We start from the raw sequence: 24,427 nt of genomic DNA on the forward strand, positions 1-24,427 counted from the left end.
GCCCACCGCAGCGGCGGGCCGTGCCCCCACCCTCGTACCTCAGCTTTGGTTGAGGTCAACCCCGGACGTGGAGCGCCGTCCAGCGGCCCGCACGGCGAGCTCGGCGGCTTCGCGGCCGCTGGTGAAGGAGACCTCGCTGAGGAGCCCGGGGGCGGCGACCTGGTCGCCCGCCAGGAAGACGCCGTCACCCCGGACCACGGAGGGCCGGTCCCGCCAGGTGGTGCCGGGGCGGTCCACGGCTCCGGTACGGCCGTCGGCGAGGGCCTCGACGCGCCAGGTGGTCCGCTCCCGCCAGCCGGGGAAGCCGAGGTCGAGGAGGGCCTCGGCACGGGCGACGCCCTCCGCCCGCCGTGCGTCGGGGCCGATCGCGAACTGGCCCTGGAGCAGCTGCTCGCCGGCCGGGGCGAGCGACGGGTCCTGGGCGGTGAACCGCTCCAGCCAGCCCGGCGCGTCCAGGTCCGACACGACGAACGCGTCGCCGCGCCGGGTGCGTACCGCCAGGTCCACGAGCACGGTGCGGCCGCTCTCCCAGGTGAGGGAGGCGTCGTCGAGCAGGGCGCGGGCGGCGCCGAGGGAGGTGGCGACGACCACCGGGCCGGTCCGGGCCAGCTCACCGAGCGCGGCGGTGTCGACGCGGGCGGCCGTCTCGACCAGGACACCGAGGCCCCGGGCGTGCGCGGCCATCCGCTCGACGAGCCGGGCCCAGCCGCCGACCGGATAGCGGGCCTCGGGGGGAAGCGCGGTCAGCCGGCGCAGACGCTCCTGGACGAACCGTGCCGAGAGCGCGCCCGGGTCGTGGTGGAAGAGCGCGGTGGCGGCGAAGTTCGCGGCGGCCCGGGCCCCGTCCTCCCCGACCTGACCGGTGGCCCACTCCCGGAAGGCGCCGTCCACCGGGGCCGTACGGGGGTCCCGGCGGGAGAGCCGCAGCAGGGCGGCGGGCGGCAGCGTGCGGAGGGCCCCCGCCCGCCGGAAGCGGAAGCGGAGCCCTTCGCGGGGCGGTACGGCGACGACGGGGCCGAGCAGGTCGCGCCGGGCCAGCCAGGTGCCGAACGGCCCTCGGTGGTACACGGCGTGGGGCCCCTCGTTGGTGCGGTACGGGCCGTCGGCCGTCCGGGCCCGGCCGCCGAGGTTCCGGTGGCCCTCGTGCAGGGTGACGCGCGCGCCGGACTCGGCGGCGGTGATCGCGGCGGTGAGTCCGGCGAGACCGCCGCCGACGACGTGGACGTGCCCCGCCTGTCCCGACCGCCCCGTGCGCCCTGTGCGTTCCGTGTGTTCCCTGTGTCCCATGGCTGGATCTCCTTCGCTTCTTTGGTCATGCGACGGATCGGGGGCGGCGGCCCGTGACATCGGCGGCGGGGCGTTGTCAGTGGTGTGCGTCACGATGGAGGGCATGGCAGTGAGCGGCAGGAAGAAGAGCATGATGGGCGTGACGGCGGCGCGGCGGCCGGAGGTGCGGCTGCCCCCGCTCGTTCCGTACGACGGGGAGGGCCTGGAGCCGGACGGCGACTACGACGGGGTGCGGTTCGACGGGGTGGACCTGGCGGACGCCTCCGGCCGGGGAGCCCGCTTCATGGACTGCGCCCTGGACGGCTGCGCCCTGGACCGGGCGGAGCTGGCGCGGGCCCGTTTCATCGACGCGGTGCTGACGGGCGTACGGGGTGTGGGCACGGACCTCGCGGAGGCGTCGCTGCGGGACGTGGAGGTGGTGGACGCCCGGCTGGGCGGGGTGCAGCTGCACGGGGCGGTGCTGGAGCGGGTGGTGGTGCGGGGCGGCAAGATCGACTACCTGAATCTGCGCAAGGCCCGGCTGAAGGACGTCGTCTTCGAGGGCTGCGTGCTGGCCGAGCCGGACTTCGGGGACGCGCAGCTGGTCCGGGTCGAGTTCCGGGACTGCGTGCTGAAGCGGGCGGACTTCAGCAGTGCGCGGATGGAGTCGGTGGACCTGCGCGCGGTGGCCGAGCTGGACATCGCCCGGGGCGTGGACCGGCTGGCGGGCGCGGTGATCAGCCCGGCACAGCTGATGGAGCTGGCCCCGGCGTTCGCGGCGCAGATCGGGGTGCGGGTGGAGGCGTGAGGGCGTAGGTCCGCCGGAGCCTCACATACGGGGGAAGCGGGCCTGGAGGTCCCAGATCACGGGGTTGTCGGCGAGACCGTCGTGCATGTCGGCCAGGTCGGCGATCAGGTCGTGCAGGAAGTCGCGGGCCTCGCGGCGCAGGAGGGAGTGGCTGAAGGTGAGCGGCGGCTCGTCGCCGGGCATCCAGTCCGCCTCGACGTCGACCCAGCCGAAGCGCCGCTCGAAGATCATGACGTCCGAGGACTCGGTGAAGTCCAGTTCCGCGTACTGCCGCCGGTGCGAGCGGTTGCCGCGCGGGTCCTGGTCGATCCGCTCGACGATGTCGCACAGCGCCCACGCGAAGTCGAGCACCGGCACCCATCCCCAGGCTGTGGACAGCTCGCGGTCCGCCGTGGTGTCCGCGAGGTAGACGTCGCCGGAGAACAGGTCGTGCCGCAGCGCCCGGACGTCCGCGCGGCGGTAGTCGGTCTGCGGGGGGTCGGGGAAGCGGCGGGAGAGGGAGTAGCCGATGTCGAGCACGGATCGATGGTGTCATGCCCGCGAGGGGCGGATTTCCACGATCGGGTGAAGCATCCTGAATCTGCCTACGGCATATGCAAGACGCTTCTAGAGTCCGGTTCATGGTCAGTTCGTCGCACGAGGCTCATCATCGGATCTTCCAGAAGAATCCGGGTCTGTTCGCGAGTGCCTTCCGCACCTTGGGCATTCCCTTCCCGGAGCCCGTCGCCGTTTCGCTGATGGATACGGATCTCACGGAGATCAGACCGTTGGAACGGCATGTGGACACCCTTATGCGGATCGATCTGGAGGGCGGGGGCTCCCTGCTGCTCGCGATCGAGGCGCAGAGCAAGAAGGACCCGGACAAGCGCAGCAGTTGGGCGTACTACCTGGCCCACCTCTATGCGAAGTTCCGCTACCCGTGCGTTCTCCTGGTCGTCTGCCGGGACAAGGGGACCGCGGAGTGGGCGGCCGAGCCGATCCGTATCGGTCTCGACAGGCACCCGAGCCTGGTCGTCTCCCCTCTGGTGCTCGGGCCGCACAACGTACCCAGGGTTCTGGAGGCCGCAACGGCGGCCGAGGACATCCCGATGGCCGTCTTCTCGGCCATCACCCATAGTCATGATCCCGACATCGCTGCCATACTGGACGCGCTCGCCGAGGCGCTCCGGGGCACGGACGCCGATGCCGCGGCGGTCTTCGCCGAATTCACCGAGGCGGGTCTGGGGAACTCCCCGGCTCGTGAGATCTGGAGGAACCTCATGGGCACTGGTCTCAGCCACTTCCGCGGCTTCGTCGCCGAAAGCTTCCGCGACGAGGGCCGGACCGAGGGGCGGGTCGAGGGGCGCGCCGAGGACATCCTGCGGATTCTGGAGGTGCGCGGTGTCGCGGTGCCGGACGAGGCGCGCGAGCGCATCAGCTCCTGCACGGACCTCGCCGTGCTCGACGTGTGGTTCGAGCGGGCCGTCACCGCGCAGACCGCCGACGCGGTGTTCGGCGACGGCTGAGCGCTGATCCAGCACCGGCGGTATGCCTCGGCCGGCCGGCCGAGGCCGCGACTTCCGGCCGCAGGTTGCGTGAGCCCGGACGCGTCTCGCCCCCGGGCTCACGGCAGCAGTCGCTGCTCCTTCGCCACCGACACCGCGCCCGCGCGGGTGTCGACGCCGAGCTTGTCGTAGATCCGGCCCAGGTGGGTCTTGACCGTGGCCTCGCTGATGAACAGGGCACGGGCGATGTCCCGGTTGCCGAGGCCCTGGGAGAGCTGGGCCAGGATGTCGCGTTCCCGGTCGGTGAGGCTGGGGCGGGGGCTGCGCATCCGGGCCATCACCCGGCTGGCGACGGGGGCGGAGAGCGTGGTGCGGCCCTGGGCGGCGGACCGGATCGCGGCGAAGAGTTCCTCCGGGCGCTCCGCCTTCAGCAGATAGCCGGTGGCCCCCGCCTCGATGGCGCGGGTGATGTCGGCGTCGGTGTCGTACGTGGTCAGCACCAGGACGTGGACCGTGCCGTCGGCCGCGATGCGTCGGGTCGCCTCGACCCCGTCGATGCCCTCGCCGAGCTGGAGGTCCATGAGGACGACGTCCGGCTTCAGGCGCGCGGCGAGCACCACCGCCTCCTCACCGCTGCCCGCCTCGCCGACGACCTCGATGTCCGGTTCGCTGCCGAGGAGCGCGAGCAGTCCGGCCCGGACGACCGCATGGTCGTCGCAGAGCAGGATGCGCACGGCAGCGGGAGCGGGAGCGGGGGCTGGGTCGGCCGCGCCGGGCTTGGGGTTCGCCTCGCCGGTCATGTGGGGGCCTCCGTGGTGGTGAGCGGGACCTCGGCGGAGAGCACGGTGCCCTCGCCCGGCGCCGACTCGACGGTGAGCGTTCCGCCGAGCTGGCGCACCCGGGCCCGCATCGCCGGAAGCCCGTGGCCCCGGACGGCGCGGGCGCCGGGTGCGCCCTCGGGCTCCGCGGTGAAGCCCCGGCCGTTGTCGCCGACGTCCAGGACCACCCGGTCGTCGAGATGGGTCAGGGTCAGCCCGGCGGCGGTCGCCCCGGAGTGCTCCCGGACGTTGGCCAGGGCCCCCTGGGCGATGCGCAGCAGGGCGGACTGCACCCGGTCCGGCAGCGGGGCGTGCCCCGTGCCCTCCACATGGCAGTGGACGGTGAGCGCGCCCTCCGCCTGGGCGCTCTCGCGAGCCGCCAGTGCGTGCAGGGCCGCCTCCAGCCCGCCGCCCTCCGCGAGGTCGGCGGGGGCCAGGTCGTGGACGAAGCGGCGGGCCTCGGCGAGGTTGCGCTCGGCGATGCCCGTGGCCGTACGGACATGGCGGCGGGCGGCGTCCGGATCGGCGCTCCAGGTGCGGTCGGCGGCCTGGAGCAGCATCTGCTGGCTGGACAGGCCCTGGGCCAGGGTGTCGTGGATCTCCATGGAGAGCCGCTGGCGCTCGGCGAGGGTCCCCTCGCGCCGTTCGGTGGCGGCCAGTTCGCGCCGGGTCCGCAACAGGTCGTCGATCAGCTCGCGCTGGCGTGCGGCCAGTTCCCGCTGGCGTACCGCCTGGCGCTGCATATGGACGAAGACCGCGGTCGCCACCGCGGCGACGGCGGGCGGGGCGAGGACCAGGTTCGGGTCGAACCCGTCGGCCAGCCGCAGTTGCGCGGCCACGACGAAGACGGTGAGCAGCGCGACCAGCGCGAGGGCCGCACGCGGCGGCAGGATCCGCAGCCCGGTGTAGAACAGCGGCACCGCGCACCACGCGAAGCTCGGCGCGAGGACGACGAGCACCATCCACACGACGACGAGCACCGCGAGCCAGACGAGCCGGCGCGGGGTGGGACGCGAGCCGAGGACGGGGCCGAGGAGATAGAGCACCGCCAGGGTGATCGACAGGGCGATGATCCACGGAGTGCGGGCCTCGCCGGGGTGCCGCATCAGGAACCGGGCCAGCGAGGCGCCGAGCAGCAGGAAGAACGCGGCGTGCATGAGGAGCGCGAGCCAGCGGGCGTCGGGGTCGGGCCCGGCGGCCCCGGGACCACCGGCCTCGGCCCCGCCGTCCACAGAGCCGCCGGGGCTGCCATCGGCATGCGGGCCGACGCCGGGGCCGCTGTCGGCATGCGGGCTGCTGCCGGGTCCGCAGGGAACGACGCCGTCCGCCGGTCCGCCGGGGCTGCCGCCGTCCACGCGTCCTCCGGGGCCGGCGCCGGCATGCCGGCCGGCGCCGGGGCCGCCGGGGTCCGGCGAACCGCTGCGGTGCTCCACCACGTCCCTCGCGTTCCGTCGCTGACCTGCGTAAACCCCTCCATGGTGACCTGATCCGGCCACCCCCGCATCAACCGATCGGCTGACGGGGGCGTCGGCCGTCCCGCCCGCCGCTTCCAGCCGGTACGCCGACCGTACGGGGCCGGTTCCGCCCGGAGGATCGACACCGGAGCGAAACGCCGGACCACTCCGGGCCGCCTCGCACCGCACACCTCACCTCACCGGGCCGCCCCGGATCACCAAGGAGCCATCATGAAGAAGCTGTCGCTGCGTACCCGTGTCGTCACCAGCGCCGCCGTCGCTGCCGCTCTCGGGGCCGGGACGTTCGGCGCGATGTCCGCGAGCGCCTCCTCCCCGGCCGCCGCCCCCGCCGCCGCGGTCAAGGCCGACACCGGCAACCGGAACCTCCAGCAGACGACGCATCTGACCGTGGCCGCCGCCACGAAGGCCGCGCAGGCCACGCTGGACGCGGCGAAGAAGGAGAACCAGCGGATCTCCGTCGCGGTGGTCGACCGCAACGGCAACACCATCGTCTCCCTGCGCGGCGACGGCGCCGGGCCGCAGTCCCCCGAGTCCGCGGTGAAGAAGGCGTTCACCGCCGTCTCCTGGAACGCCCCCACCTCCGACCTCGTCGAGCGCCTGGAGCAGGCCCCGAACCTGAAGGACATCCCCGGCACCCTGTTCCTCGGCGGTGGTGCCCCGGTCCAGGTCAAGGGCGCCCCGGTGGCGGGCATCGGCGTGGCGGGCGCGCCCAGCGGCGACCTCGACGAGAAGTTCGCCCGAGCCGGCGTCGCCTCGCTCGCCCGGTAGCCACCCGCGCGCCTCGTCCCGGCGCCATCACCCCCGCTAGGCAGACGGAAACGGAGTCCCCATGAACGCCCTCGGTCACGCCCTGCTCACCGCCGCACGTACCGGCGGCACCGACCGGGTGCGCACCGCGACCGGGGGCGGCCCCCACGCGCTCCGACGCACGCCCGGATCGCGCGTCCGCCGCCTCGGCCTCGCGCTGATCGCTGCCGCCCTGCTCGCCGGGTGCGCCACCGGCACCACGGACGCGGACCCCGTCGTTCCGGACGCGGCGTCCGCCCCGACCGGCACCGAGGCATCCCCCGGCCCCTCGGGCGCACCCGCGGGCCGTACCCCCGACGGCACCCTCCTGGTCGCCGACTTCGGCAGCGACACCGTGACCTTCGTCGACCCCGGCCGGGACGGTTCCGGGGAGGGCGGGGCGCCCCTCGCCTCCGTGCAGGTCGGCACCGCGCCCTACGGACTCGTCGTCGGCGAGGACGGACGGGCCTGGGTCGCCACCGCCGAGGGCGTCGCGGTCGTCGACACCCGGCGGCGGACCCGGCTCGCGCTGATCCCGTACGTGACGGAGTCCGGCCCCGTCACCACGGGCGAGTACCGGGGCGGCGGCATGGGCATCGCCCTGGCCCCGGACGGGAAGCACGTCTACGTCGGGGTCAACGTGCCCGGCGAGGACGGCACGGTCGAGGTCGTCGACACCGCGACCCGCCAGGTCACCGGCACCGCGCCGGTCGGCAGGCGTCCCTTCGACGTGGACGTCTCGCCGGACGGCCGCGAGGTGTACGCCACCGGTCACGACTCCTTCGACGTGAAGGCCGTGGACGCGGACACGCTGAGGACCCGGCGGATGGAGGTCGCCCCGTACGGCACGGAGGGCGGGCTCGGCTCCTGGCTGAAGCCGCACTACGCCGTCGTCCGCCCCGGGGACGGCAACCTGCTGCTGCCCTTCGAGGGGGAGCGGCTGGCCGTGCTCGACCCGCGCACCGGTCGGGTGACGATCGAACGGATGACGGCCGGCACCCACCAGCACGGCGCGGCACTCGCCCCCGACGGCACCCTCCTCGTGGTCGGCACCGGCCCGATCGGCCCGGACGACGAGGACCCCTCGCTCACCGTCCGCGCCCCCGAGGGCACGGAGCGGGTCGTTCCGCTGGACGGGCCGCACGAGGACGTGGCGGTGTCGGCGGACGGCGGCACGGCGTACGTCACCGGCGGCTTCACCCGCGACGGCCACTGGAACGGGATCACGGTCGTCGACCTGGACGACGAGCGGAGCGAGCCGGTCCGCCTGCCGGCGGGCAACCGGCCACTCGGTATCGCCGTCCTCTGAGCCGGGAGCCGGGAGCCGGGAGCCGGGAGCCGGGAGCCGGGAGCCGGGAGCCGGAAGCCGGAAGCCGGAAGCCGGAAGCCGGAAGCCGGAGCCGGAGCCGGAAGCCGCCCGCCCGTCCGCCGAGGCGGGCGGGCGGCTGCCGTCCCCCAGGCGTGCGGCCCCGCACCGGAACCGCCCTAATATCGACCGGTGAACCACCGCGTACCGGCCTTCGCCCCCCTCCTGCTGTCCCTCGCCCTCCTCGGCTCGGGCTGCTCCGGCGGCGTCGAGGGGACCCCGGGCGCGGCCGGTCTGCGCGATCCCTACTTCCCCGGGCTCGGCAACGGCGGCTACGACGTCACCCACTACGGCCTGGAGCTCGACGTCGACCCCGCCGCCGGGCTGCTGCGCGGCACGGCCACGATCACCGCCCGCGCCACCCAGCACCTGAGCGCGTTCCACCTCGACCTCGCCGGGCTCGACGTGGAGAGCGCCACCGTCGAGGGGGAGCCCGCCGCCGTCAACCGGGCGGGCAGGGAGCTGACGATCCGCCCCGACGCGTCGGTGGACGACCGGATGCGCGAGGGCCGCACCTTCACCACCGTCGTGCGGTACTCCGGCTCCCCGCAGGCCATCACCGACGCCGACGGGGAGCAGGAGGGCTGGCTGCGGACGGCGGACGGCGCGGTCGCCCTCGGCGAGCCGACTGGGTCCATGGCCTGGTTCCCCGGCAACCACCACCCGAGCGACAAGGCCGTGTACGACATCGAGGTCACCGTTCCCGACCCGCTGACCGCCGTCTCCAACGGGCAGTTGGCCGCCCGGCGCACGGAGAACGGCCGCACCGCCTACCACTGGCGGACCACGGAGCCGATGGCGAGCTATCTGGCGACCGTGGCCGTCGGCCGGTTCACCACCGAGCAGGCGCGCACCCCCGAGGGCATCCGCCTGTTCACCGCCGCGGACCCCGAGTCGGCCGCGGAGAGCGAGGACGTGCTGGCGGAGATCCCGGCGGTGCTGGCGTGGTCGCGGGCCAGGTTCGGGCCGTACCCCTTCACCTCAGCCGGGGCGATCGTGGAGCGCACGGGCGATGCGACGTACGCCCTGGAGACCCAGAACCGGCCCGTCTTCCCCGGCCCGCCCGACACCGGCCTCCTCGTCCACGAGCTGGCCCACCAGTGGTTCGGGAACTCCGTCACCCCGAGGACGTGGCGGGACATGTGGCTGAACGAGGGCTTCGCGACGTACGCCGAGTGGCTCTGGGCCGCCGACCACGACGGCGTACCGGTCGCGGAGAGCTTCGACGAGGCGTACGAGGACGACGCCAACTGGGCCTTCCCGCCCGCCCGTCCGCCCGCCGCCCTCGATCTCTCCGACCCGCCGGTCTACGGGCGCGGGGCCATGGTCGTGCACCGGATCCGGCTCGCGATGGACGACGACCAGGCGTTCTTCGCGCTGGTGCGGGGCTGGACCGAGAAGTACCGGCACGCCAACGCCTCCACCGACGACTTCACCGTGTACGTCGAGAAGGAGACCGGCCGGGACCTCACCGGGCTCTGGGACGCCTGGCTGTACGGCGGAAGCCGGCCCGCCCGGGAGGGCTGACCGGCTTCCGTGTCGCGTACGGCCGGGGCTACTTGACGTTGACCCCGGTCCAGGTGGCCGAGACCGCCTTCAGCTCCTCGCTGTCCGCGCCGAACAGGTCGGCCGCCGCCTTCTCGGTCGCGACGCGCGCGCCCGCGTAGTCGGTGGTGGAGGTCATGTAGACGGAGAGCGCCTTGTACCAGATCTGGTACGCCTTCTCCCGCCCGATGCCCGTCAGCGTCGAGCCGTCGGAGGTCGGGGAGTCGTAGTCGACGCCGTTGACCGTCTTCTTTCCGCTGCCCTCGGCGAGCAGGTAGAAGAAGTGGTTGGCGACGCCGGAGGAGTGGTGGACGTCCAGGTCGCCGAGGTTCTCGTCCCAGAAGTCGGCGGAACTGCCGTCCTTGGAGGGCTGGTCCATGTAGCGCAGCGGGGTGCCGTCCCCGTTGATGTCGATCTTCTCGCCGATGAGGTAGTCCCCGGCGTCCGAGGCGTTGTCGGCGAAGAACTCCACCGAGGCGCCGAGGATGTCGCTGGTCGCCTCGTTGAGGCCGCCGGACTCGCCCGCGTATTCCAGGCCGGCGGTGGCGGAGGTCAGGCCGTGGGTCATCTCGTGGGCCGCGACGTCGATCGAGGTGAGGGCGTTCCTGTTGCCCTCGCCGTCGCCGTACGTCATGCAGAAGCAGCTGTCGTCCCAGAAGGCGTTGACGTAGTTCTCGCCGTAGTGGACCCGGGAGTAGGCGGCCTTGCCGTCGCCCGCGATGCCGTCACGCCCGAGGGCCGTCCTGTAGAAGTCCCAGGTCTTCGCAGCACCGTAGTGGGCGTCGACGGCGGCGGTCTGCCGGTCCTCGCCCGTGCCGTCGCCCCAGGTGTCGTCGTCGTCCGTGACGAGGTCGCCGGTGCCGGACGAGCCCTGGTTCAGGTCGTACGTCGTGTGGCCGCCGCGCTCGCCGTCGGTCAGCTCGAAGCCCGCGTCGGACGTCGTCGTGGTGAGCTCGACCTCGCCGCTGTACTGGCTGTTGCCGGTCCCGGTCTCGATCGCCTCGTAGCTGTGCAGCTTCTTGCCGGTGGTGGCGTCGGTGACGGTGTGGACGCGGCTGGGCGTGCCGTCCTTCTGCACGCCCTTCCTGACGGTCTCCCAGGCGAGCACGGACGCACTGCCGTGGCCCGCGTAGATCACCTTGCGGGCGCTCGCGGCGGCCTTCAGCTCCGGCGTCGTCGACGCCACGGCTATCTTCGCGTCGGTCGCCTTGTCGACGCTCTTCAGCTTTCCGGCGGCGGTGGTGTGGGTGACGAGGTCGCCGCCGAGTACGGGCAGGCCGTCGTAGGTGCGCTCGTAGCGGGTGTGGACCGTGCCCCGGGCGTCCTTGATGACGTCGCGGACGATCAGCTTCTCCCGGCCGCCCAGCTTCAGGGCTTTCGCCGCCGAGGAGGCCTGTGCCTGCGCCGACGTGATGGCCGTCGCGCGCTGCGCGGAGGGGTTCACACCGAGGGCGGCGGCCGTGGCGGGCTTCGCCGCGGAGGTGCGGGCGGTGTCGTCGGGCGTGGCGACGGCCGATCCGGCCTGGACGCCGGCGACGACCATCGCGGCCACGGCCGCGAGTGCCGCGAGCCGGCGAGTGGTGTGCGGGGTACGGGAGTTGTGGGGGGTGGTGTGGAGGTTCATGTGTGTTCTCCGTCGGTCGTCCTGTGGGGGGACTACGAGCGGAGAGCGTGCCACCGAATGAGCGAATTTGACGGTGTGCCGACAATTGCCTCACAAGTTTTTGACCAGTTCTTGTGCGAATGGAGTGTCCCGCTGTCCGGTATTCGGTGAAGTGGCGGATTTCTGCGGTGTGAGGGGCGCGGCCTGACGAGCGTTCACACAGGCCGGAGCCCCCGGCCGCGATCGCGGCCGGGGGCTCCGGTGGGACTGTGGTGCGCCGGGACGAGGTGTCAGAGGTTGACGCCGAAGTCCTGGGCGATGCCGCGCAGACCGGAGGCGTACCCCTGGCCCACCGCGCGGAACTTCCACTCGGCGCCGTTGCGGTAGAGCTCGCCGAAGACCATGGCGGTCTCGGTGGCGGCGTCCTCGCTCAGGTCGTAGCGGGCGATCTCCGCGCCGCCGGCCTGGTTGATGATGCGGATGAACGCGTTGCGGACCTGGCCGAAGTTCTGGCTGCGGGTCTCGGCGTCGTAGATGGAGACCGGGAAGACGATCTTGTCGACGTCGGCCGGCAGGCCCGCCAGGTTGACGTTGATCTGCTCGTCGTCGCCCTCGCCGGCACCCGTGACGTTGTCACCGGTGTGCACGATGGTCTGGTCCGGCGTCGACTTGTTGTTGAAGAAGACGAAGTGGCCGTCCGAGACGACCTTCCCGCCCGCGTCGACCGCGATCGCCGAGGCGTCGAGGTCGAAGTCGGTGCCGGTGGTGGTGCGGACGTCCCAGCCGAGGCCGACCGTGACGGCGGTCAGGCCCGGTGCCTCCTTGGTGAGCGAGACGTTGCCGCCCTTGGACAGGCTTACTGCCATGGGAAGTCCCTTTCCTCGTCGTGTGCGGGCTTCGTGCCATCACGAAAGCTACCCGTCACCCGTCATAACGCGTGCGGCGGACCACGAGGTTCCTGCTCGCTTTACTTTCTTTACGAACTTCCTCCGGGCGCGGGGGGCCCGAGCAGTGCAAAAGAAGGTGACGGGCGGGGTGCGGGGGAGGGACCATGGGTGTCATGTCCGGGCCCTATGTCATCCGCGGTTCGGTCTCCCTCCCGGAGGCCGAGCTCCTGTGGCGTTTCTCGCGGTCCTCCGGGCCCGGCGGCCAGCACGTCAACACCAGCGACTCCCAGGTGGAGCTGCGCTTCGACCTGGCCGCGACCGACGCGCTCCCCGAGGTGTGGAAGGCGCGGGCGCTGGAGCGGCTCGCGGGCCGGCTGGTGGGCGGGGTGGTCTCGGTGCGGGCCTCCGAGCACCGTTCCCAGTGGCGCAACCGCGAGACGGCCGCCGTGCGGCTCGCCGCCCTCCTCGCCGAGGCCACCGCACCGCCGCCCAAGCCCCGGATCAAGCGGAAGGTCCCGCGCGGGATCAACGAGCGCCGGCTGCGCGAGAAGAAGCAGCGCGGCGAGACCAAGCGCGGGCGCTCCGGCCGCGACTGGTAGCCCGCGCGGCCACGGGCGCGCCTCCCGGCGAGGACGTCCCACGCGGCCGGGCCTCCCGCGCCGGGTTCTCTGCGCCGCCGGGCCTCCAGCGCTGCCCCGGGCTTCCCGCGCGGCCGGGCCTCCCGCGCCGCCGGAACGGACCGTCAGCCCAACTGCCGGTAGCGCCCCTTGAAGTACGTCAGCGGTTCGCCCTCCGGGCTCGGCAGCTCCGCCGTGAGCACCCGCCCGATCACCAGGGTGTGGTCCCCGGCCACCACCCGCTGCTCGGTGCGGCACTCCAGCGTCGCCAGCGCCCCGCCGACCAGCGGCGCACGCGTCACCTCGCCCCGTACGTACGCGACGTCCTCGAACAGCAGCCGGTCGCTGATCCGGCCCTTCATGGCGAACCGGCCCGCGATGTGCCGCTGGCTCGCGGCCAGGACGGAGACCGCCCACAGCGGCTGCTCGTCCAGCAGGTCGTCCATCCGGGAGCCGTTGCGCAGGCTCACCATCACCAGGGGCGGTTCCAGGGACACGGACATGAAGGCGGTCGCCGTCATGCCCACGTCCTCGCCCAGACCGTCCTCGTCGAGGGGCGGTTCCTGGGCGGTGACCAGCACCACCCCGGCGGCCAGCCGCGCGAGGGCGGCCCGGAACTCGTCGTTGCTCACTCCCTCAGCATGGGGGATGGGCTCGGGGCGCGGGGTGGGAGTCGTCGTCTGGAGCACACCACGACGCTAACCGCGCGGCCCGGACGGCCGCATCGGCCCAGGGAACCAGGCAGGTCCTAGGACCCCGGAAGGGGCGACGGAGGGGGAAAGCGGAAGAGAGGGGGCGTACGCGGGCGCACAAGGGGAATCCGTTCCTCCCAGTGACCACGGGACGATCACCGTCGCCGTGAGTCACCGGCATCACCCGGTCATCTGTTGTGACTTGGGTCACAGAGTCCATTTTCTGCTGACCCTGTGTACCGGGTGCACAGCTCACTGTGATTCAGTGGCCGTGACACTGCGATAAGTACGTCGATATGAAACCTGGAGTTGCTGTCGAGGTCCCGGGGGTGCGAGCGATGGAGGCCGAGTCGGAGCCGTACGTCCGCCTGGCGACCATGCGGCAGCTGCACCAGGCCGTCGCCGATCTCAACACGGCGCGGAGTCTCGCGGACACGCTCCAGAGCGTGGTCGACGGGATCGTCGGGGGCCTCGGCTACGAGCTGGCCTGCGTCAACCTGGTCCGGCCCGAGGGTGACCTCGTCATCGCCGCCTTCGCGGGCAACGCCGCCGCCGAAGCCCTGATCACCGGCCGCGTCGGCTCCCGTGACTCCTGGGACCGCCGGCTCTCCATGGGCGAGGCGTGGGGCGGTCTCCGCTTCATCCCGCACACCGAGGGCTGGGTCCTCCTCGACGACGACGTACCGCAGTGGCACACCGAGGGACCCGAACCCCGGTTCGAGGACGAGTGGCATCCCCTCGACCGGCTCTACGCCCCGATGTACGCCTCGTCGGGCGAGGGCGACCTCCTCGGGGTCATATCCGTGGACCGGCCGCGCAACGGACGCCGCCCCGGCGCATGGGGGCGCGAAGCGCTCCAGATGTACGCCTCCCAGGCCGCCATCGCCATCAGCAACGCCCGCCTGCGGGCCAACATGCAGCGCGCCCTGGTCCGCCTGGAGCGGGAGCAGCAGGCGCTGCGTGCCAGCGAGGAGTCCTTCCGCCAGGCCTTCGAGTACGCGCCCAGCGGTATGGCCATCGCCGAGATGGGCGGCGACCAGCAGGGCAGGCTGCTGCGGACCAACGACGCCCTGTGCCGGCTGCTCGGCCGCCCGGCCTCCGTGATGCGCCGCTACTCCTTCGCCGACCTGGTCCACCCCGAGGACATCGGCACCCTGCTGCGGACCTCGGCAGAGGGCGGCCGGGCGGAGCTGCGCCTCAGCCGCCGTGACGGCACCTATCTCTGGGTCTCGCTGCGCAACTCGGTCGTCGCGGACACCGCCGACGGGCCGCGCTTCCTGCTCACCCATGTCGAGGACATAGAGGAGCGCAAGCGCCACGAGCTGAACCTCGCCCACCGCGCCTCGCACGACGCGCTGACCGGGCTGCCCAACAGCGCCGAGCTCAAGTCGCGGCTCAGTGCCCGGATCTGCGAGCGGCCGCACTCCTCCCCGGCCGCCACCGCGATCGAGGCGCTGGACGCGGCGTACGGGGACGTGGAGTCCTCCCTCACCCACGGCTACCAGGCCGACGGTTACGAGGGCGAGGCCGTCCCCGGCGGCGGGCCCTTCGACCACCACGTGCACACGCTGGCCCCGGATCCGGAGCACGACGACGGGACGAAGGGGCTCGCGGTCCTCTTCTGCGACCTCGACGGTTTCAAGTCCATCAACGACCGCTTCGGACACCACACCGGCGACGCCGTGCTCATCGAGGTCGCCCGGCGGCTGAGCACCTGTGTCCGGGACGGTGACACCGTCGCCCGGCTCGGGGGTGACGAATTCGTCGTCCTCGCCGACGGCCTCGGGGCGGCGGACGCCGCTGACCTGGCCGTTCGTCTGAGAAATGCCATCATTCCGCCCATAAGGGTCGACGGCCGGGCGGTCCGGGTCGGAGCGAGTTTCGGCATCGGATGGGCCGAGTGCGGCATGACCGTCGAAGAGGTGCTGCGCTCCGCCGACCAGCGGATGTACGTGGAAAAACGGTCCCGGTCGAAGGTTCACCGCAGGGCCGGATGACGTTCATGGCGTGTTCCTCCCCCTACCCCGTACCGGTTCCTCCGGCGTCGCCCCGGTGGGTGAGCGCAATTCGGGGGCTGCTCCGTTCGAGGTAGGCTCGGCCGGTCGGCGACGGCTGGCGAGATGGTGAGGAGTGACCCAGGGATGACGGCCGGAAACAACGGCGCGAGCAAGCCCGAGGACGACGATCCGTTCGGCTATCTGTACGCGGACGGACAGGCGGCAGGCGCCCAGGCGCCCGGCCAGGGCGGGTACGGCTACCCGGGTCCGGCCGCGCAGCCGGGCGTGCCCAGAACGTCCTACAACCAGGTGCGTGCCGTCGGGGAGCGCCAGTACGGCCAGCAGCAGGCGCCGCAGCAGCAGGGCGGTTACGGCTACCCGCCCCAGCAGACCTACGGCCAGCCCGCGCAGCAGTACAACCGGCCGAACCCGCAGTACGCGGCCCCCGAGACCTACCCCGGCGGCGCGTCCCACGGGCAGCCCCCGGCCCAGGGCGGCCACGGCGGCGGCACGGGCCGGGGCGGCCCGAACACGAAGGCGCTCCTGATCGCGGCGGTCGCCGTGGTCGCGGTCGTCCTCGTCGGCATCGGCGCCGCCCTGCTCACGGGCGACGACGGCGACAAGGACGCGAAGAACAACGAGGCGTCCTCCTCGCAGGGCCCCGCCGACGAGGTCGAGGAGTCGAAGAAGCCGGAGAAGCCGGAGGAGACCGAGGAGCCGGTCGAGCTGCCCAAGCAGGACGCGGCGACGCTGACGCTGGGCGGCACCGCGGCCCTGGACTCCACGGTCAAGGGCGCCAAGAGCGCGAACGGCAACTACATCAACCTGAACGAGGTCGGCCGGTCGGCCACCTGGTCGGTGGAGGTGCCCGAGGCCGGCCCGTACACGCTGTACGTGACCTACGGCGTGCCCGGCAAGGACGCGAAGACGACCCTGACGGTGAACGACCAGAAGCCCCGCTCCATCAACATGAAGAACTTCGCGAAGGCCGCCGAGGGCGACCTGGAGAAGGGCTGGACGAACACCTACGCGTACGTCCAGCTCGACAAGGGCGCCAACACCCTCAAGCTGTCCTGTGAGGAAGGCGACCAGTGCGACGCCAACCTCGACCAGCTGGAGCTGAAGGCGGGCCACTTCAAGAGCTGACCGCCCCCGCGCGCGTCCCACGCCCCGATCACCGCCCCGGTGGCCGGGGCGTCGGCGTGTGCGGGCGGTCGGTCAGGGGGCCGGGACGTGCGGCTCCACCGTGACGCGCGGCAGCAGCTCCGCGTAGGCCGCCGCGTCGAACTCGCCGGCCGCCGGGGCCAGCACCGTCGCCGTCGACAGGGCCACCGCCCGGGCCAGCCGCTGCGGCCAGGGCAGCCCCTCGGCCAGGGCGGACAGCAGCCCGGCGACCGCGGAGTCGCCCGCTCCGGTCGGGTTGCCGCGCACGGGTGCGGGCGGGGCGGCCCGCCAGACGCCGTCCGGGGTGAGCGCGAGCACCCCCTCCGGGCCGAGCGAGGCGACCACGGCGTGGGCCCCGCGCCGGCGGGCGTCCCCCGCGGCGCGCAGCGGATCGCGGGAACCGGTCAGCCGGGCCAGCTCCTCGGCGTTCGGCTTGACCAGGTCGGGGCGGGCGGCGATGCCCCGGCGCAGGGGTTCGCCGCTGGTGTCCAGCAGCACGGGTACGGCGGCGGCGCGGGCGATCCGGACCAGCTCGGCGTACGCCCCGACATGGATGCCGGGCGGCAGGGAGCCGCAGAGCGCGACCGCGTCGGCCCCGGCGACCAGCTCCTCGTACGTCCGCAGGAAGGCCGCCCATTCGGCGGGGCTCACCTGCGGTCCGGGTTCGTTGAGCTGGGTGGTGTCGCCGGTCGAGCGGTCGGTGATCGCGAGGGTGCGGCGGGTGTTCCCGGCGACGTGGACGAGGGCGTCGCGCGGCGGGAGCGGGGCGAGGAGGCCGCGCAGCACGTCTCCGGTCGCACCGCCGACGAAGCCGGTGACCACGGCGTCGTGGCCCAGCGCCCCCAGCACCCGGGCGACGTTCAGGCCCTTGCCGCCGGGACGTTCGGTGACCTCGCCGACCCGGTGGCTGCCGTGCGGGACGAGCGCGTCGACGGTGTACGTCACGTCGAGCGCGGTGTTCAGGGTGACGGTCAGGATCACCTGGTCCGGTCCCTCCCTCGGTGCGTGGCCCCAGCGCTGCGTGCCCCCGGCTCGTGGCACGATCCGATGATCATGCCAAAGCGGTGACGGCCGGCCCAGTCCTGAGGGCCGACCGCCATCGCTTCGTTACGTGCTCGCCCGCAGGGTGTCTCAGGCCGTCTTCGGCTCGATGATCCACTCGCCCCGGCGCATGACGCCCTTGAGGACGAAGTCCTCGTCGAGGACCACCAGGTCGGCGTCCTTGCCCGGGTCCAGCGAACCGACCCGGTCGTCGACGCCGAGCAGCCGGGCCGGGTTGGCGGAGATGGACCGGACGACGTCCTCGACGGGGATCGCGTCGAGGGTGACCGCCCGGCGGAACGCGGTGTCCAGGGTGAGCGTGGAGCCGGCGATCGAGCCGCCCTCCACCAGCCGGGCCACTCCGTCGGTGACCTCGACCGCGAGCGGACCGAGCTGGTACTCCCCGTCGCCGAAACCGGCCGCGTCCATCGCGTCGGTGATCAGCGCGACCCGGCCGGCGCCCTTGTGCCGGTAGGCCAGCTCCAGGACGGCCGGGTGCAGATGCGTGCCGTCGTTGATCAGCTCGACGGTGATCCGGTCGTCCTCCAGGAGCGCGGCGATCGGGCCCGGCTCGCGGTGGGCGAGCGGGGGCATCGCGTTGAACAGGTGCGTGGCGACGGTCGCGCCCGCGTCGATGGCCTCCACGGTCTGCTCGTACGTCGCGTCCGTGTGGCCGATGGCGGCGATGACCCCGTGCTCGGCGAGCAGCCGTACGGAGTCGATGCCGCCGGGCAGCTCGGTGGCGAGGGTGAACATCCGGGCGGTGCCGCGGGCGGCGTCCAGCAGCTTGCGGACCTCGGCCGGGTCCGGGTCCCGCAGCAGCCCCTCGCTGTGGGCGCCCTTGCGGCACGGCGAGATGAAGGGGCCCTCGAAGTGGATCCCGGCCAGGTCGCCCTGCTCGACCAGCTCGGACAGGACGCCCGCGCGCCGGGCGAGGAAGTCCATCTCGCCGGTGACGGTGGAGGCGACCAGGGTGGTGGTGCCGTGCTCGCGGTGCGTACGGATGCCGGTGAGGACCTCCTCCACGGTGCCGGAGGTGAAGGAGGCCCCGCCGCCGCCGTGGTTGTGCATGTCCACGAAGCCGGGGACCACCCAGTGCCCGGCGAGGTCGATGGTCCGGGCACCCTCGGGGGCCGAGGCGGCGATACGGGTGCCTTCGACGGTCACCCGGCCGTCCTCGACCGTGCCGCTGGGGAGCACCACCCGGGCGCCGGCGAGAACGGTGCTGTCTGCTGCGCGTGGGCCCATCAGGCGGAAACCTCCGTGGCGAGTAGATCCCAGGCGAGCAGCCCCGCGCCCAGGCATCCGGCGGTGTCCCCGAGGGCCGCCGGGACGATGTGGGGCAGCTTCTGGAACGTGACGCGTTCCTCGACGGCCGCACGCAGTGGTGTGAACAAGGTTTCCCCGGCTTCGGCGAGACCGCCACCGATGATGAGCGTGCCCGGGTCGAGCAGGGTGAGCGCGGTGACCAGGCCGGCGGCGAGCGCGTCGACCGCGTTCCGCCACACCTCGATCGCCGCCGGATCGCCGGACGCGACGGCCTTCGCGCAGTCGGCGGCGTCCGCCCCGGGGTCCCCGCACGCGGCCGCCCAGGCCCGGGTCACCGCGGCGGCGGAGGCCAGTGTCTCCAGGCAGCCGCGCTGGCCGCAGCCGCAGTCGGGGCCGTCCGGGCGGACGACGATGTGGCCGATCTCGCCCGCGTCCCCGTGGGCGCCGGACTCGATGGCGCCGCCGATGCCGATGGCCCCGGCGATGCCGGTGCCGAGCGGGACGAAGAGGAAGCGGTCCGTGCCGCGCCCGGCCCCGATGCGGCCCTCGGCGAGTCCGCCGGTGCGGACGTCGTGGCCGAGGGCGACCGGGATGGCGCCGAGCCGCTCGGAGAGCAGGGCGCGCAGCGGTACGTCGCGCCAGCCCAGGTTCGCGGCGTACACCGCGATGCCCTCGGCCGAGTCGACGATGCCGGGCACGGCGACCCCGGCGGCGACGGCGCTCTCGCCGAGGTGCTCCTCGCCGTGGGCCCGCAGATCCGCCGCGAACGCGAGGATCGACTCGATGACCGCTTCGGCGCCGCGCTCCCGGTCGGTGGCCCGCCGCGCCTCGTGAAGGAGGGTGCCGTCGGTCCCGACCAGTGCGGCCTTCATTCCGGTGCCGCCCACATCGAGGGCGATGACATGTCTCACGGGAGACAGTTTCGCCCGCCGACCCCCAAAAGGTCTAGTCCACTAGCGTGGTTTGTTGCGCACCCATACAAAATGACGAACGAGTGAAGGTGGCCCTTTTTCTCCCATGAAGTCACGAATGGGAACCCGGGATCGGCGGAATCCGGGCCAAAGGTCTGGACCAAGATACGGTTCGGGGTTCCCGACTTCCAGTGCCCGTAAGCCAGTTGTGGTGCTCCGGGCCCGTATACGTTGCCGAAGCGATACGCCGGTGGTGTAGACCTTCGCGTCGGCAATGGGGGAAAATCGCTGTTCATCCGGACGGTGCCAGGACAGGGCGGCGCTGCCGCGGCCGAGGCCGGCGGCGTGCGTCGTGCGCACCGCCCGCGGGCAAGGTGATCGACGAGGATGGGCGAGGCTGTGCAGCGGCGCTTTTTGGGTCTGACCGCGGCGGTGGCCGCGCTGGGAATGGCAGCAACGTTGTCGGCCTGCGGCGGTGATGCCGCGTCGGGCGACGTCACGCTGAAGCTGGTCGCCGCGGACTACGGCACCGGGCCGGAGAACAGCTCCGAGAAGTACTGGAGCGGAGTCGCCTCGGGCTTCGAGAAGGAGCACCCCGGCATCAAGGTCGAGGTCACCGTCCTCTCCTGGAAGGACGTCGACCGCGAGGTCGGCGCGATGGTCGAGGCCGGCAACGCGCCGGACATCGCCCAGATCGGCGCGTACGCGGACTACGCCAAGGCGGGCAAGCTCTACACCGCCGACGAGATGCTCGCGATCCGCACCACGGCCAACTTCCTGCCCTCGCTCACCGACGCGGGCAAGGTCGACGGCACGCTGTACGGCCTGCCCTTCGTCGCCAGTACCCGACTGCTCTTCTACAACCAGAAGCTCTTCGAGCAGGCGGGCCTGGACGCCCCCGAGACCTGGGACGACATCAGCAGCGACGCCGCGGCGCTGAAGGCGAAGGGCGTCGACTACCCCTTCGCCCTGCCGCTCGGCCAGGAGGAGGCCCAGGCCGAGACCATGATGTGGCTGCTCAGCGGTGGCGGCGGCTACACCGACGACGTCGGCTCGTACGACATCGACTCGGCCGAGAACGTCGCCACGTTCCGCTGGCTGCGGGACAACCTCGTCGGCAAGGGCCTCACCGGCCCGGTCGCGCCGGGCAAGCTGGACCGGGCGAAGGCCTTCGAGGCGTTCACCGACGGCGAGGTCGGCATGCTCAACGGCCACCCCACCCTGATGGACGAGGCCGAGGCCAAGGGCGTCAAGGTCGGCATGGTGCCGCTGCCCGGCACCGACGGCCCGACCAAGGGCTCCATGGGTGTCGCCGACTGGATGATGGGCTTCAAGGAGAACGGTCACCGCAAGGAGATCGGCACGTTCCTGGACTACGCCTACTCCGACGAGAACGTGCTGGAGTTCGCCGAGGAGTACGACCTCCTCCCGGTGACCGGCAGCGCCTCCGCCGCGATGGAGACCGACAAGAAGCACGCCAAGCTGCACGAGTTCCTGTCCGCGCTGCCCAACTCGACCCTGCCCCCGTTCGGCAAGACGTCCTGGGCCACGGTCAGCGAGGCGATCAAGAAGAAGATCGGCGGCGCGGTCGCGCCGGGCAGCAACCCCGAGAGCGTCCTGGGCGAGATAGCCGCCGAGGCGGCGCAGGCGCAAGCCGCCGAGTAGCGGCCGGTGGCCGCCGCAGGCCACCCGGACGGCGCCGGGCCGGCCGCGCGAGGCGCCGGGCCGCGCGGGGTGTCGGGGGCGGGTATTAGGTTGGACGGCATGACCGCCCCCGACGACGAGCACCACGATGCCCCGGCCGCGCCCGCGCCCGGTGCGGACGAGTTGTCCGTACGGGACCGGGCCCTGCTCGCCCTGGAGCGGCGGCCCTGGTCGGGGCCCGGGGCGAAGGAGCGGGCGATCCGCGAGGAGCTCGGGATCTCGCCGGTCCGCTACTACCAGCTGCTGAACGCGCTGATCGAGGACGAGCGGGCGCTGCGGGAGGACCCCGTCACGGTGAACCGGCTGCGGCGGGTGCGGGACGCGCGGCGCGGACGCCGCTGAGCGCTCCTGCCGCGGGTCCGGCCGGGGCCCGGCTGGTCCAGTGCCGCGGGTGTCGTCCCCCGGGGCCCGGCAGATCCCCGCCGCGGTGCCGCCCCCGGATTCCGCTGGTCCCTCGCCGCAGGTGCCTCCCCGGGTGCCCGCCGCTCCCTCGCCGCGGGCTCCCGCCCCGAGCCCCGCTGCCCGCCGCCGAGGGCTCCGCCCAGGGCGCCGCTCCTCAACCGCCGGTGAGGATCGATCTCTTCACGGCGCGGTGTCCAGCACCAGGTCCACCGCCCCGTCCAGGCGGCCCCGTTCGGCCTCCGTCAGATACGGGTTCTGCCGCTGGCGGGCGCGGGCCGGCGCCAGGTCGGCGGCCGACACGCCCCCGTCGTCGGCGAGTTCGGCCAGCAGCGCCGCCAGCAGCGGCCGTACGTCGGCCCCGGCCGGGAAGGCCGGGTCGAGCGCGATCCGGGCCAGGATCAGCGCCGACATCGCCCGGTCGAGGCCGGGCGGGCCCTCCGCCGCGCTGGACCAGTCGATCACCACCGCGCCCCCGTCCGTCAGCATCACGTTCTCCGGATGCAGGTCCAGATGGAGCAGGCAGTCCTGCGGGTCCGTCGAGACCCGGGCCGGTATCGCGTGCAACTCCCGCAGCAGGCGGGCGAGCAGGGCCCCCGCCTCGGCCGCCCCCAGCCGCCCCGTCAGCAGGGCCTCGGCCAGGGTCGGGCCGGTCAGCCGCTGGAGCACCAGGTCCGTGGGGCGGGCCCCCTCGGCGGGCGGGCCGATGCGCGGCACCGGAAAGCCGAAAGCGCCCACGTAACTCATCACGGCCAGCTCCTCCGTGGTGTCGGAGCGGTCCCGGTAGCGGCGCAGGACCCAGGAGCCGTCCAGCGCGTACACGTCGGCGGTGCGTCCCGAGCCCAGAAGTTGCCCTGTGTGCATGAGGGCGAACCTACCCGGGCCGTCCCGCCGGAGGGGAGACGGCTTCCGGTTCCAAGAGGGGCGTCCGGCCCCCATAACGCGGAGGGAGGGGGTGAACGGGATCTCCTGTGCCGGGTGCCGCCGCCGCTACGGTTTCGGCAATTCCCTGGTCCGGACCAATCCCCGCCGGATCCGGACACCCCCTGAACCAAGGAGAGTCACGTGGAGAGAACCACGCTCCGCAGACGCGCCCTCGTCGCCGGCACCGCCACGGTGGCCGTGGGCGCGCTCGCCCTCGCCGGGCTCACCGGCGTGGCGTCCGCCGACCCCGTGGGCAGCACCGCCGCGCCGGTCTCCGCCGGCAGCCTGTCGCCCGGACTGCTGGCAGCCATGGAGCGCGACCTCGGCCTGGACGCGGACGACGCCCGGAGCCGGATAGCGAACGAGTACCGCGCCGCCGCCATCGCCGCCGGTCTGGAGAAGTCCCTCGGCGCCGACTACGCCGGAGCCCGGGTCAGCGGGGCGAAGGCCACCCTGACCGTCGCCACCACCGACGCCTCCGACGCCGCCCGGATCACCGAGGCCGGGGCACGGGCCGAGATCGTCGAGCACAGCCTGGACCGGCTCGAAGGGGTCAAGGAGACCCTCGACCGGGCAGCCCTGCGCAAGGCCCCGAAGGACGTCCCCGTCTGGTACGTCGACGTCGAGGCCAACCGGATCGTCGTGAACGCCGCGAGCACCGCCGCCGGAGCCGCCTTCCTCACGGCGGCCGGGGTCGACAGCTCCCTCGTCACCGTCGCCCGCTCCGCCGAGAAGCCCCGCACCTTCGCCGACCTCCGGGGCGGCGACGCGTACTACATGAACGGCTCGGGCCGCTGCTCCATCGGCTTCTCCGTCAAGCGCGGCACCCAGAACGGCTTCGCCACCGCGGGCCACTGCGGCCGGGTCGGCACGACCACCACCGGCTTCAACCAGCAGGCCCAGGGCACCTTCCAGGGCTCCACCTTCCCGGGCCGCGACATCGCCTGGGTCGCCACCAACAGCAACTGGACCCCGCGCCCGACGGTCAACGGCTACGGGCGGGGCGACGTCACCGTCGCCGGCTCCACCGCGTCCGTCGTCGGCGCCTCGGTCTGCCGCTCCGGCTCCACCACCGGCTGGCACTGCGGCACCATCCAGCAGCTCAACACCAGCGTCACCTACCCGGAGGGCACCATCTCGGGTGTGACCCGCACCAGCGTCTGCGCGGAGCCCGGTGACTCCGGCGGCTCGTACATCTCCGGCAGCCAGGCGCAGGGCGTCACCTCCGGCGGCTCGGGCAACTGCTCGTCGGGCGGTACGACGTACTTCCAGCCGATCAACCCGCTGCTCCAGGCGTACGGGCTGACCCTGGTCACCAGCGGCACGCCCACCGATCCGCCCACCGACCCGCCGACCGACCCGCCCACCGACCCGCCGGGCGGCACCTGGGCGGCCGGCACCGCGTACGCCGTCGGAGCCACGGTGACGTACGGCGGAGCGACCTACCGCTGCCTCCAGGCGCACACCGCGCAGCCCGGCTGGACCCCCGCGGCCGTCCCCGCGCTCTGGCAGCGGATCTGACCGCGCCAGGACCGCCCAGGACCCGGCCCGGCGCGGCCCGGCCGCCCCGGGTCCGGGCTCCGGCGCCCCGTCACAGCACCTCCTGAACCTCCCCCGCCTCCCGCCTCCCCGCGTCGAGGCTCCCCGAGGACTCCGAGGAAACCGTCATGA

22 protein-coding genes are annotated in these 24,427 nt (G+C 73.2%); 11 read left to right on the forward strand and 11 right to left on the reverse strand.

The window, feature by feature from the left end:
- Nucleotides 1-39: 39 nt before the first annotated feature.
- Nucleotides 40-1,287: an FAD-dependent oxidoreductase gene (locus tag KME66_RS18640; RefSeq protein WP_216323912.1), complete on the reverse strand. Its 1,248-nt coding sequence runs from the start codon at nt 1,285-1,287 to the stop codon at nt 40-42.
- A 94-nt stretch (nt 1,288-1,381) separates the two neighbouring features.
- Here KME66_RS18640 and KME66_RS18645 point away from each other — a divergent pair, with 94 nt between their 5' ends.
- Nucleotides 1,382-2,074 carry a pentapeptide repeat-containing protein gene (locus KME66_RS18645; protein WP_253208399.1) on the forward strand — a complete coding sequence of 231 codons (693 nt, stop codon included), beginning with the start codon at nt 1,382-1,384 and terminating at the stop codon, nt 2,072-2,074.
- 21 nt (nt 2,075-2,095) lie between these two features.
- Here KME66_RS18645 and KME66_RS18650 read toward each other — a convergent pair whose 3' ends face one another.
- Complete coding sequence (locus tag KME66_RS18650) at nt 2,096-2,593, reverse strand: hypothetical protein (RefSeq protein ID WP_073225961.1); 498 nt, start codon at nt 2,591-2,593, stop codon at nt 2,096-2,098.
- Between the two features lie 101 nt (nt 2,594-2,694).
- Here KME66_RS18650 and KME66_RS18655 point away from each other — a divergent pair, with 101 nt between their 5' ends.
- Nucleotides 2,695-3,579: a hypothetical protein gene (locus KME66_RS18655; RefSeq protein ID WP_216323917.1), complete on the forward strand. Its 885-nt coding sequence runs from the start codon at nt 2,695-2,697 to the stop codon at nt 3,577-3,579.
- Between the two features lie 98 nt (nt 3,580-3,677).
- Here KME66_RS18655 and KME66_RS18660 read toward each other — a convergent pair whose 3' ends face one another.
- Nucleotides 3,678-4,358 carry a response regulator transcription factor gene (locus KME66_RS18660; protein ID WP_253208400.1) on the reverse strand — a complete coding sequence of 227 codons (681 nt, stop codon included), beginning with the start codon at nt 4,356-4,358 and terminating at the stop codon, nt 3,678-3,680.
- Complete coding sequence (locus KME66_RS18665; protein ID WP_253208599.1) at nt 4,355-5,608, reverse strand: sensor histidine kinase; 1,254 nt, start codon at nt 5,606-5,608, stop codon at nt 4,355-4,357. Before KME66_RS18665 ends, KME66_RS18660 begins: the two co-directional genes overlap by 4 nt.
- A 453-nt stretch (nt 5,609-6,061) precedes the next feature.
- On the opposite strand from KME66_RS18665, the gene KME66_RS18670 reads away from it, so the two are divergent.
- From KME66_RS18670 to KME66_RS18680, 3 genes are all read left to right on the forward strand, one after another.
- Nucleotides 6,062-6,619 carry a heme-binding protein gene (locus tag KME66_RS18670; protein ID WP_216323919.1) on the forward strand — a complete coding sequence of 186 codons (558 nt, stop codon included), beginning with the start codon at nt 6,062-6,064 and terminating at the stop codon, nt 6,617-6,619.
- 61 nt (nt 6,620-6,680) lie between these two features.
- Nucleotides 6,681-7,946, forward strand: a complete 1,266-nt coding sequence (locus KME66_RS18675) for a hypothetical protein (protein WP_216323921.1) — start codon at nt 6,681-6,683, stop codon at nt 7,944-7,946.
- 189 nt (nt 7,947-8,135) lie between these two features.
- Nucleotides 8,136-9,530, forward strand: coding sequence for a M1 family metallopeptidase (locus tag KME66_RS18680; protein ID WP_216323923.1), 1,395 nt, complete (start codon nt 8,136-8,138; stop codon nt 9,528-9,530).
- A gap of 28 nt (nt 9,531-9,558) precedes the next feature.
- Here KME66_RS18680 and KME66_RS18685 read toward each other — a convergent pair whose 3' ends face one another.
- Both KME66_RS18685 and KME66_RS18690 read right to left on the reverse strand, forming a co-directional pair.
- On the reverse strand, nt 9,559-11,172 hold the full coding sequence (locus KME66_RS18685; RefSeq protein WP_216323925.1) for a M4 family metallopeptidase: 1,614 nt from the start codon (nt 11,170-11,172) through the stop codon (nt 9,559-9,561).
- Nucleotides 11,173-11,441: 269 nt separating this feature from the next.
- Nucleotides 11,442-12,017: a TerD family protein gene (locus KME66_RS18690; RefSeq protein WP_216323927.1), complete on the reverse strand. Its 576-nt coding sequence runs from the start codon at nt 12,015-12,017 to the stop codon at nt 11,442-11,444.
- A 185-nt stretch (nt 12,018-12,202) separates the two neighbouring features.
- Here KME66_RS18690 and arfB point away from each other — a divergent pair, with 185 nt between their 5' ends.
- Nucleotides 12,203-12,637, forward strand: a complete 435-nt coding sequence (gene arfB, locus KME66_RS18695; RefSeq protein ID WP_073225937.1) for an alternative ribosome rescue aminoacyl-tRNA hydrolase ArfB — start codon at nt 12,203-12,205, stop codon at nt 12,635-12,637.
- A gap of 143 nt (nt 12,638-12,780) precedes the next feature.
- Here arfB and KME66_RS18700 read toward each other — a convergent pair whose 3' ends face one another.
- A complete protein-coding gene (locus KME66_RS18700; RefSeq protein ID WP_073225934.1) occupies nt 12,781-13,287 on the reverse strand; it encodes a flavin reductase family protein in 507 nt (168 codons plus the stop codon).
- A gap of 398 nt (nt 13,288-13,685) precedes the next feature.
- Between KME66_RS18700 and cdgB the strand changes: the two genes are divergently transcribed.
- Nucleotides 13,686-15,344, forward strand: coding sequence for a diguanylate cyclase CdgB (cdgB, locus tag KME66_RS18705; RefSeq protein WP_073225931.1), 1,659 nt, complete (start codon nt 13,686-13,688; stop codon nt 15,342-15,344).
- A gap of 144 nt (nt 15,345-15,488) precedes the next feature.
- Complete coding sequence (locus KME66_RS18710; protein WP_073225928.1) at nt 15,489-16,490, forward strand: carbohydrate-binding protein; 1,002 nt, start codon at nt 15,489-15,491, stop codon at nt 16,488-16,490.
- A gap of 72 nt (nt 16,491-16,562) precedes the next feature.
- Here KME66_RS18710 and KME66_RS18715 read toward each other — a convergent pair whose 3' ends face one another.
- The 3 genes from KME66_RS18715 to KME66_RS18725 form a co-directional block, all read right to left on the reverse strand.
- Nucleotides 16,563-17,489, reverse strand: coding sequence for a 1-phosphofructokinase family hexose kinase (locus KME66_RS18715; RefSeq protein ID WP_073225924.1), 927 nt, complete (start codon nt 17,487-17,489; stop codon nt 16,563-16,565).
- A 150-nt stretch (nt 17,490-17,639) separates the two neighbouring features.
- Nucleotides 17,640-18,797, reverse strand: coding sequence for an N-acetylglucosamine-6-phosphate deacetylase (gene nagA / locus KME66_RS18720; RefSeq protein ID WP_073225919.1), 1,158 nt, complete (start codon nt 18,795-18,797; stop codon nt 17,640-17,642).
- Complete coding sequence (locus tag KME66_RS18725; RefSeq protein WP_073225916.1) at nt 18,797-19,729, reverse strand: ROK family protein; 933 nt, start codon at nt 19,727-19,729, stop codon at nt 18,797-18,799. The genes nagA and KME66_RS18725 overlap by 1 nt, the downstream gene beginning before the upstream one ends.
- A 387-nt stretch (nt 19,730-20,116) precedes the next feature.
- Here KME66_RS18725 and KME66_RS18730 point away from each other — a divergent pair, with 387 nt between their 5' ends.
- Both KME66_RS18730 and KME66_RS18735 read left to right on the forward strand, forming a co-directional pair.
- Nucleotides 20,117-21,394 carry an ABC transporter substrate-binding protein gene (locus KME66_RS18730; RefSeq protein WP_073225911.1) on the forward strand — a complete coding sequence of 426 codons (1,278 nt, stop codon included), beginning with the start codon at nt 20,117-20,119 and terminating at the stop codon, nt 21,392-21,394.
- A 99-nt stretch (nt 21,395-21,493) separates the two neighbouring features.
- The gene (locus tag KME66_RS18735) at nt 21,494-21,775 is read left to right on the forward strand and encodes a DUF3263 domain-containing protein (protein WP_216323929.1); all 282 of its coding nucleotides are present in this window, start codon (nt 21,494-21,496) and stop codon (nt 21,773-21,775) included.
- A 240-nt stretch (nt 21,776-22,015) separates the two neighbouring features.
- Here KME66_RS18735 and KME66_RS18740 read toward each other — a convergent pair whose 3' ends face one another.
- Nucleotides 22,016-22,696, reverse strand: coding sequence for a phosphotransferase (locus KME66_RS18740; RefSeq protein ID WP_216323931.1), 681 nt, complete (start codon nt 22,694-22,696; stop codon nt 22,016-22,018).
- Between the two features lie 201 nt (nt 22,697-22,897).
- Between KME66_RS18740 and KME66_RS18745 the strand changes: the two genes are divergently transcribed.
- Nucleotides 22,898-24,277: an alpha-lytic protease prodomain-containing protein gene (locus KME66_RS18745; protein ID WP_216323933.1), complete on the forward strand. Its 1,380-nt coding sequence runs from the start codon at nt 22,898-22,900 to the stop codon at nt 24,275-24,277.
- Nucleotides 24,278-24,427: the final 150 nt, after the last annotated feature.

Source organism: Streptomyces sp. YPW6 (assembly GCF_018866325.1).
In the GTDB taxonomy this organism is placed as follows: domain Bacteria; phylum Actinomycetota; class Actinomycetes; order Streptomycetales; family Streptomycetaceae; genus Streptomyces.

What these genes read in the sequence shown, in the direction of transcription:
- KME66_RS18640 (WP_216323912.1), bottom strand. Translation starts at nt 1,287, where the DNA reads ATGGGACACAGGGAACACACGGAACGCACAGGGCGCACGGGGCGGTCG.
- KME66_RS18740 (WP_216323931.1), bottom strand. Translation starts at nt 22,696, where the DNA reads ATGCACACAGGGCAACTTCTGGGCTCGGGACGCACCGCCGACGTGTAC.
- KME66_RS18655 (WP_216323917.1), top strand. Translation starts at nt 2,695, where the DNA reads ATGGTCAGTTCGTCGCACGAGGCTCATCATCGGATCTTCCAGAAGAAT.
- nagA (WP_073225919.1), bottom strand. Translation starts at nt 18,797, where the DNA reads ATGGGCCCACGCGCAGCAGACAGCACCGTTCTCGCCGGCGCCCGGGTG.
- KME66_RS18670 (WP_216323919.1), top strand. Translation starts at nt 6,062, where the DNA reads ATGAAGAAGCTGTCGCTGCGTACCCGTGTCGTCACCAGCGCCGCCGTC.
- KME66_RS18645 (WP_253208399.1), top strand. Translation starts at nt 1,382, where the DNA reads ATGGAGGGCATGGCAGTGAGCGGCAGGAAGAAGAGCATGATGGGCGTG.
- KME66_RS18675 (WP_216323921.1), top strand. Translation starts at nt 6,681, where the DNA reads ATGAACGCCCTCGGTCACGCCCTGCTCACCGCCGCACGTACCGGCGGC.
- KME66_RS18710 (WP_073225928.1), top strand. Translation starts at nt 15,489, where the DNA reads ATGACGGCCGGAAACAACGGCGCGAGCAAGCCCGAGGACGACGATCCG.
- KME66_RS18690 (WP_216323927.1), bottom strand. Translation starts at nt 12,017, where the DNA reads ATGGCAGTAAGCCTGTCCAAGGGCGGCAACGTCTCGCTCACCAAGGAG.
- cdgB (WP_073225931.1), top strand. Translation starts at nt 13,686, where the DNA reads ATGGAGGCCGAGTCGGAGCCGTACGTCCGCCTGGCGACCATGCGGCAG.
- KME66_RS18735 (WP_216323929.1), top strand. Translation starts at nt 21,494, where the DNA reads ATGACCGCCCCCGACGACGAGCACCACGATGCCCCGGCCGCGCCCGCG.
- KME66_RS18685 (WP_216323925.1), bottom strand. Translation starts at nt 11,172, where the DNA reads ATGAACCTCCACACCACCCCCCACAACTCCCGTACCCCGCACACCACT.
- KME66_RS18660 (WP_253208400.1), bottom strand. Translation starts at nt 4,358, where the DNA reads ATGACCGGCGAGGCGAACCCCAAGCCCGGCGCGGCCGACCCAGCCCCC.
- arfB (WP_073225937.1), top strand. Translation starts at nt 12,203, where the DNA reads ATGGGTGTCATGTCCGGGCCCTATGTCATCCGCGGTTCGGTCTCCCTC.
- KME66_RS18730 (WP_073225911.1), top strand. Translation starts at nt 20,117, where the DNA reads ATGGGCGAGGCTGTGCAGCGGCGCTTTTTGGGTCTGACCGCGGCGGTG.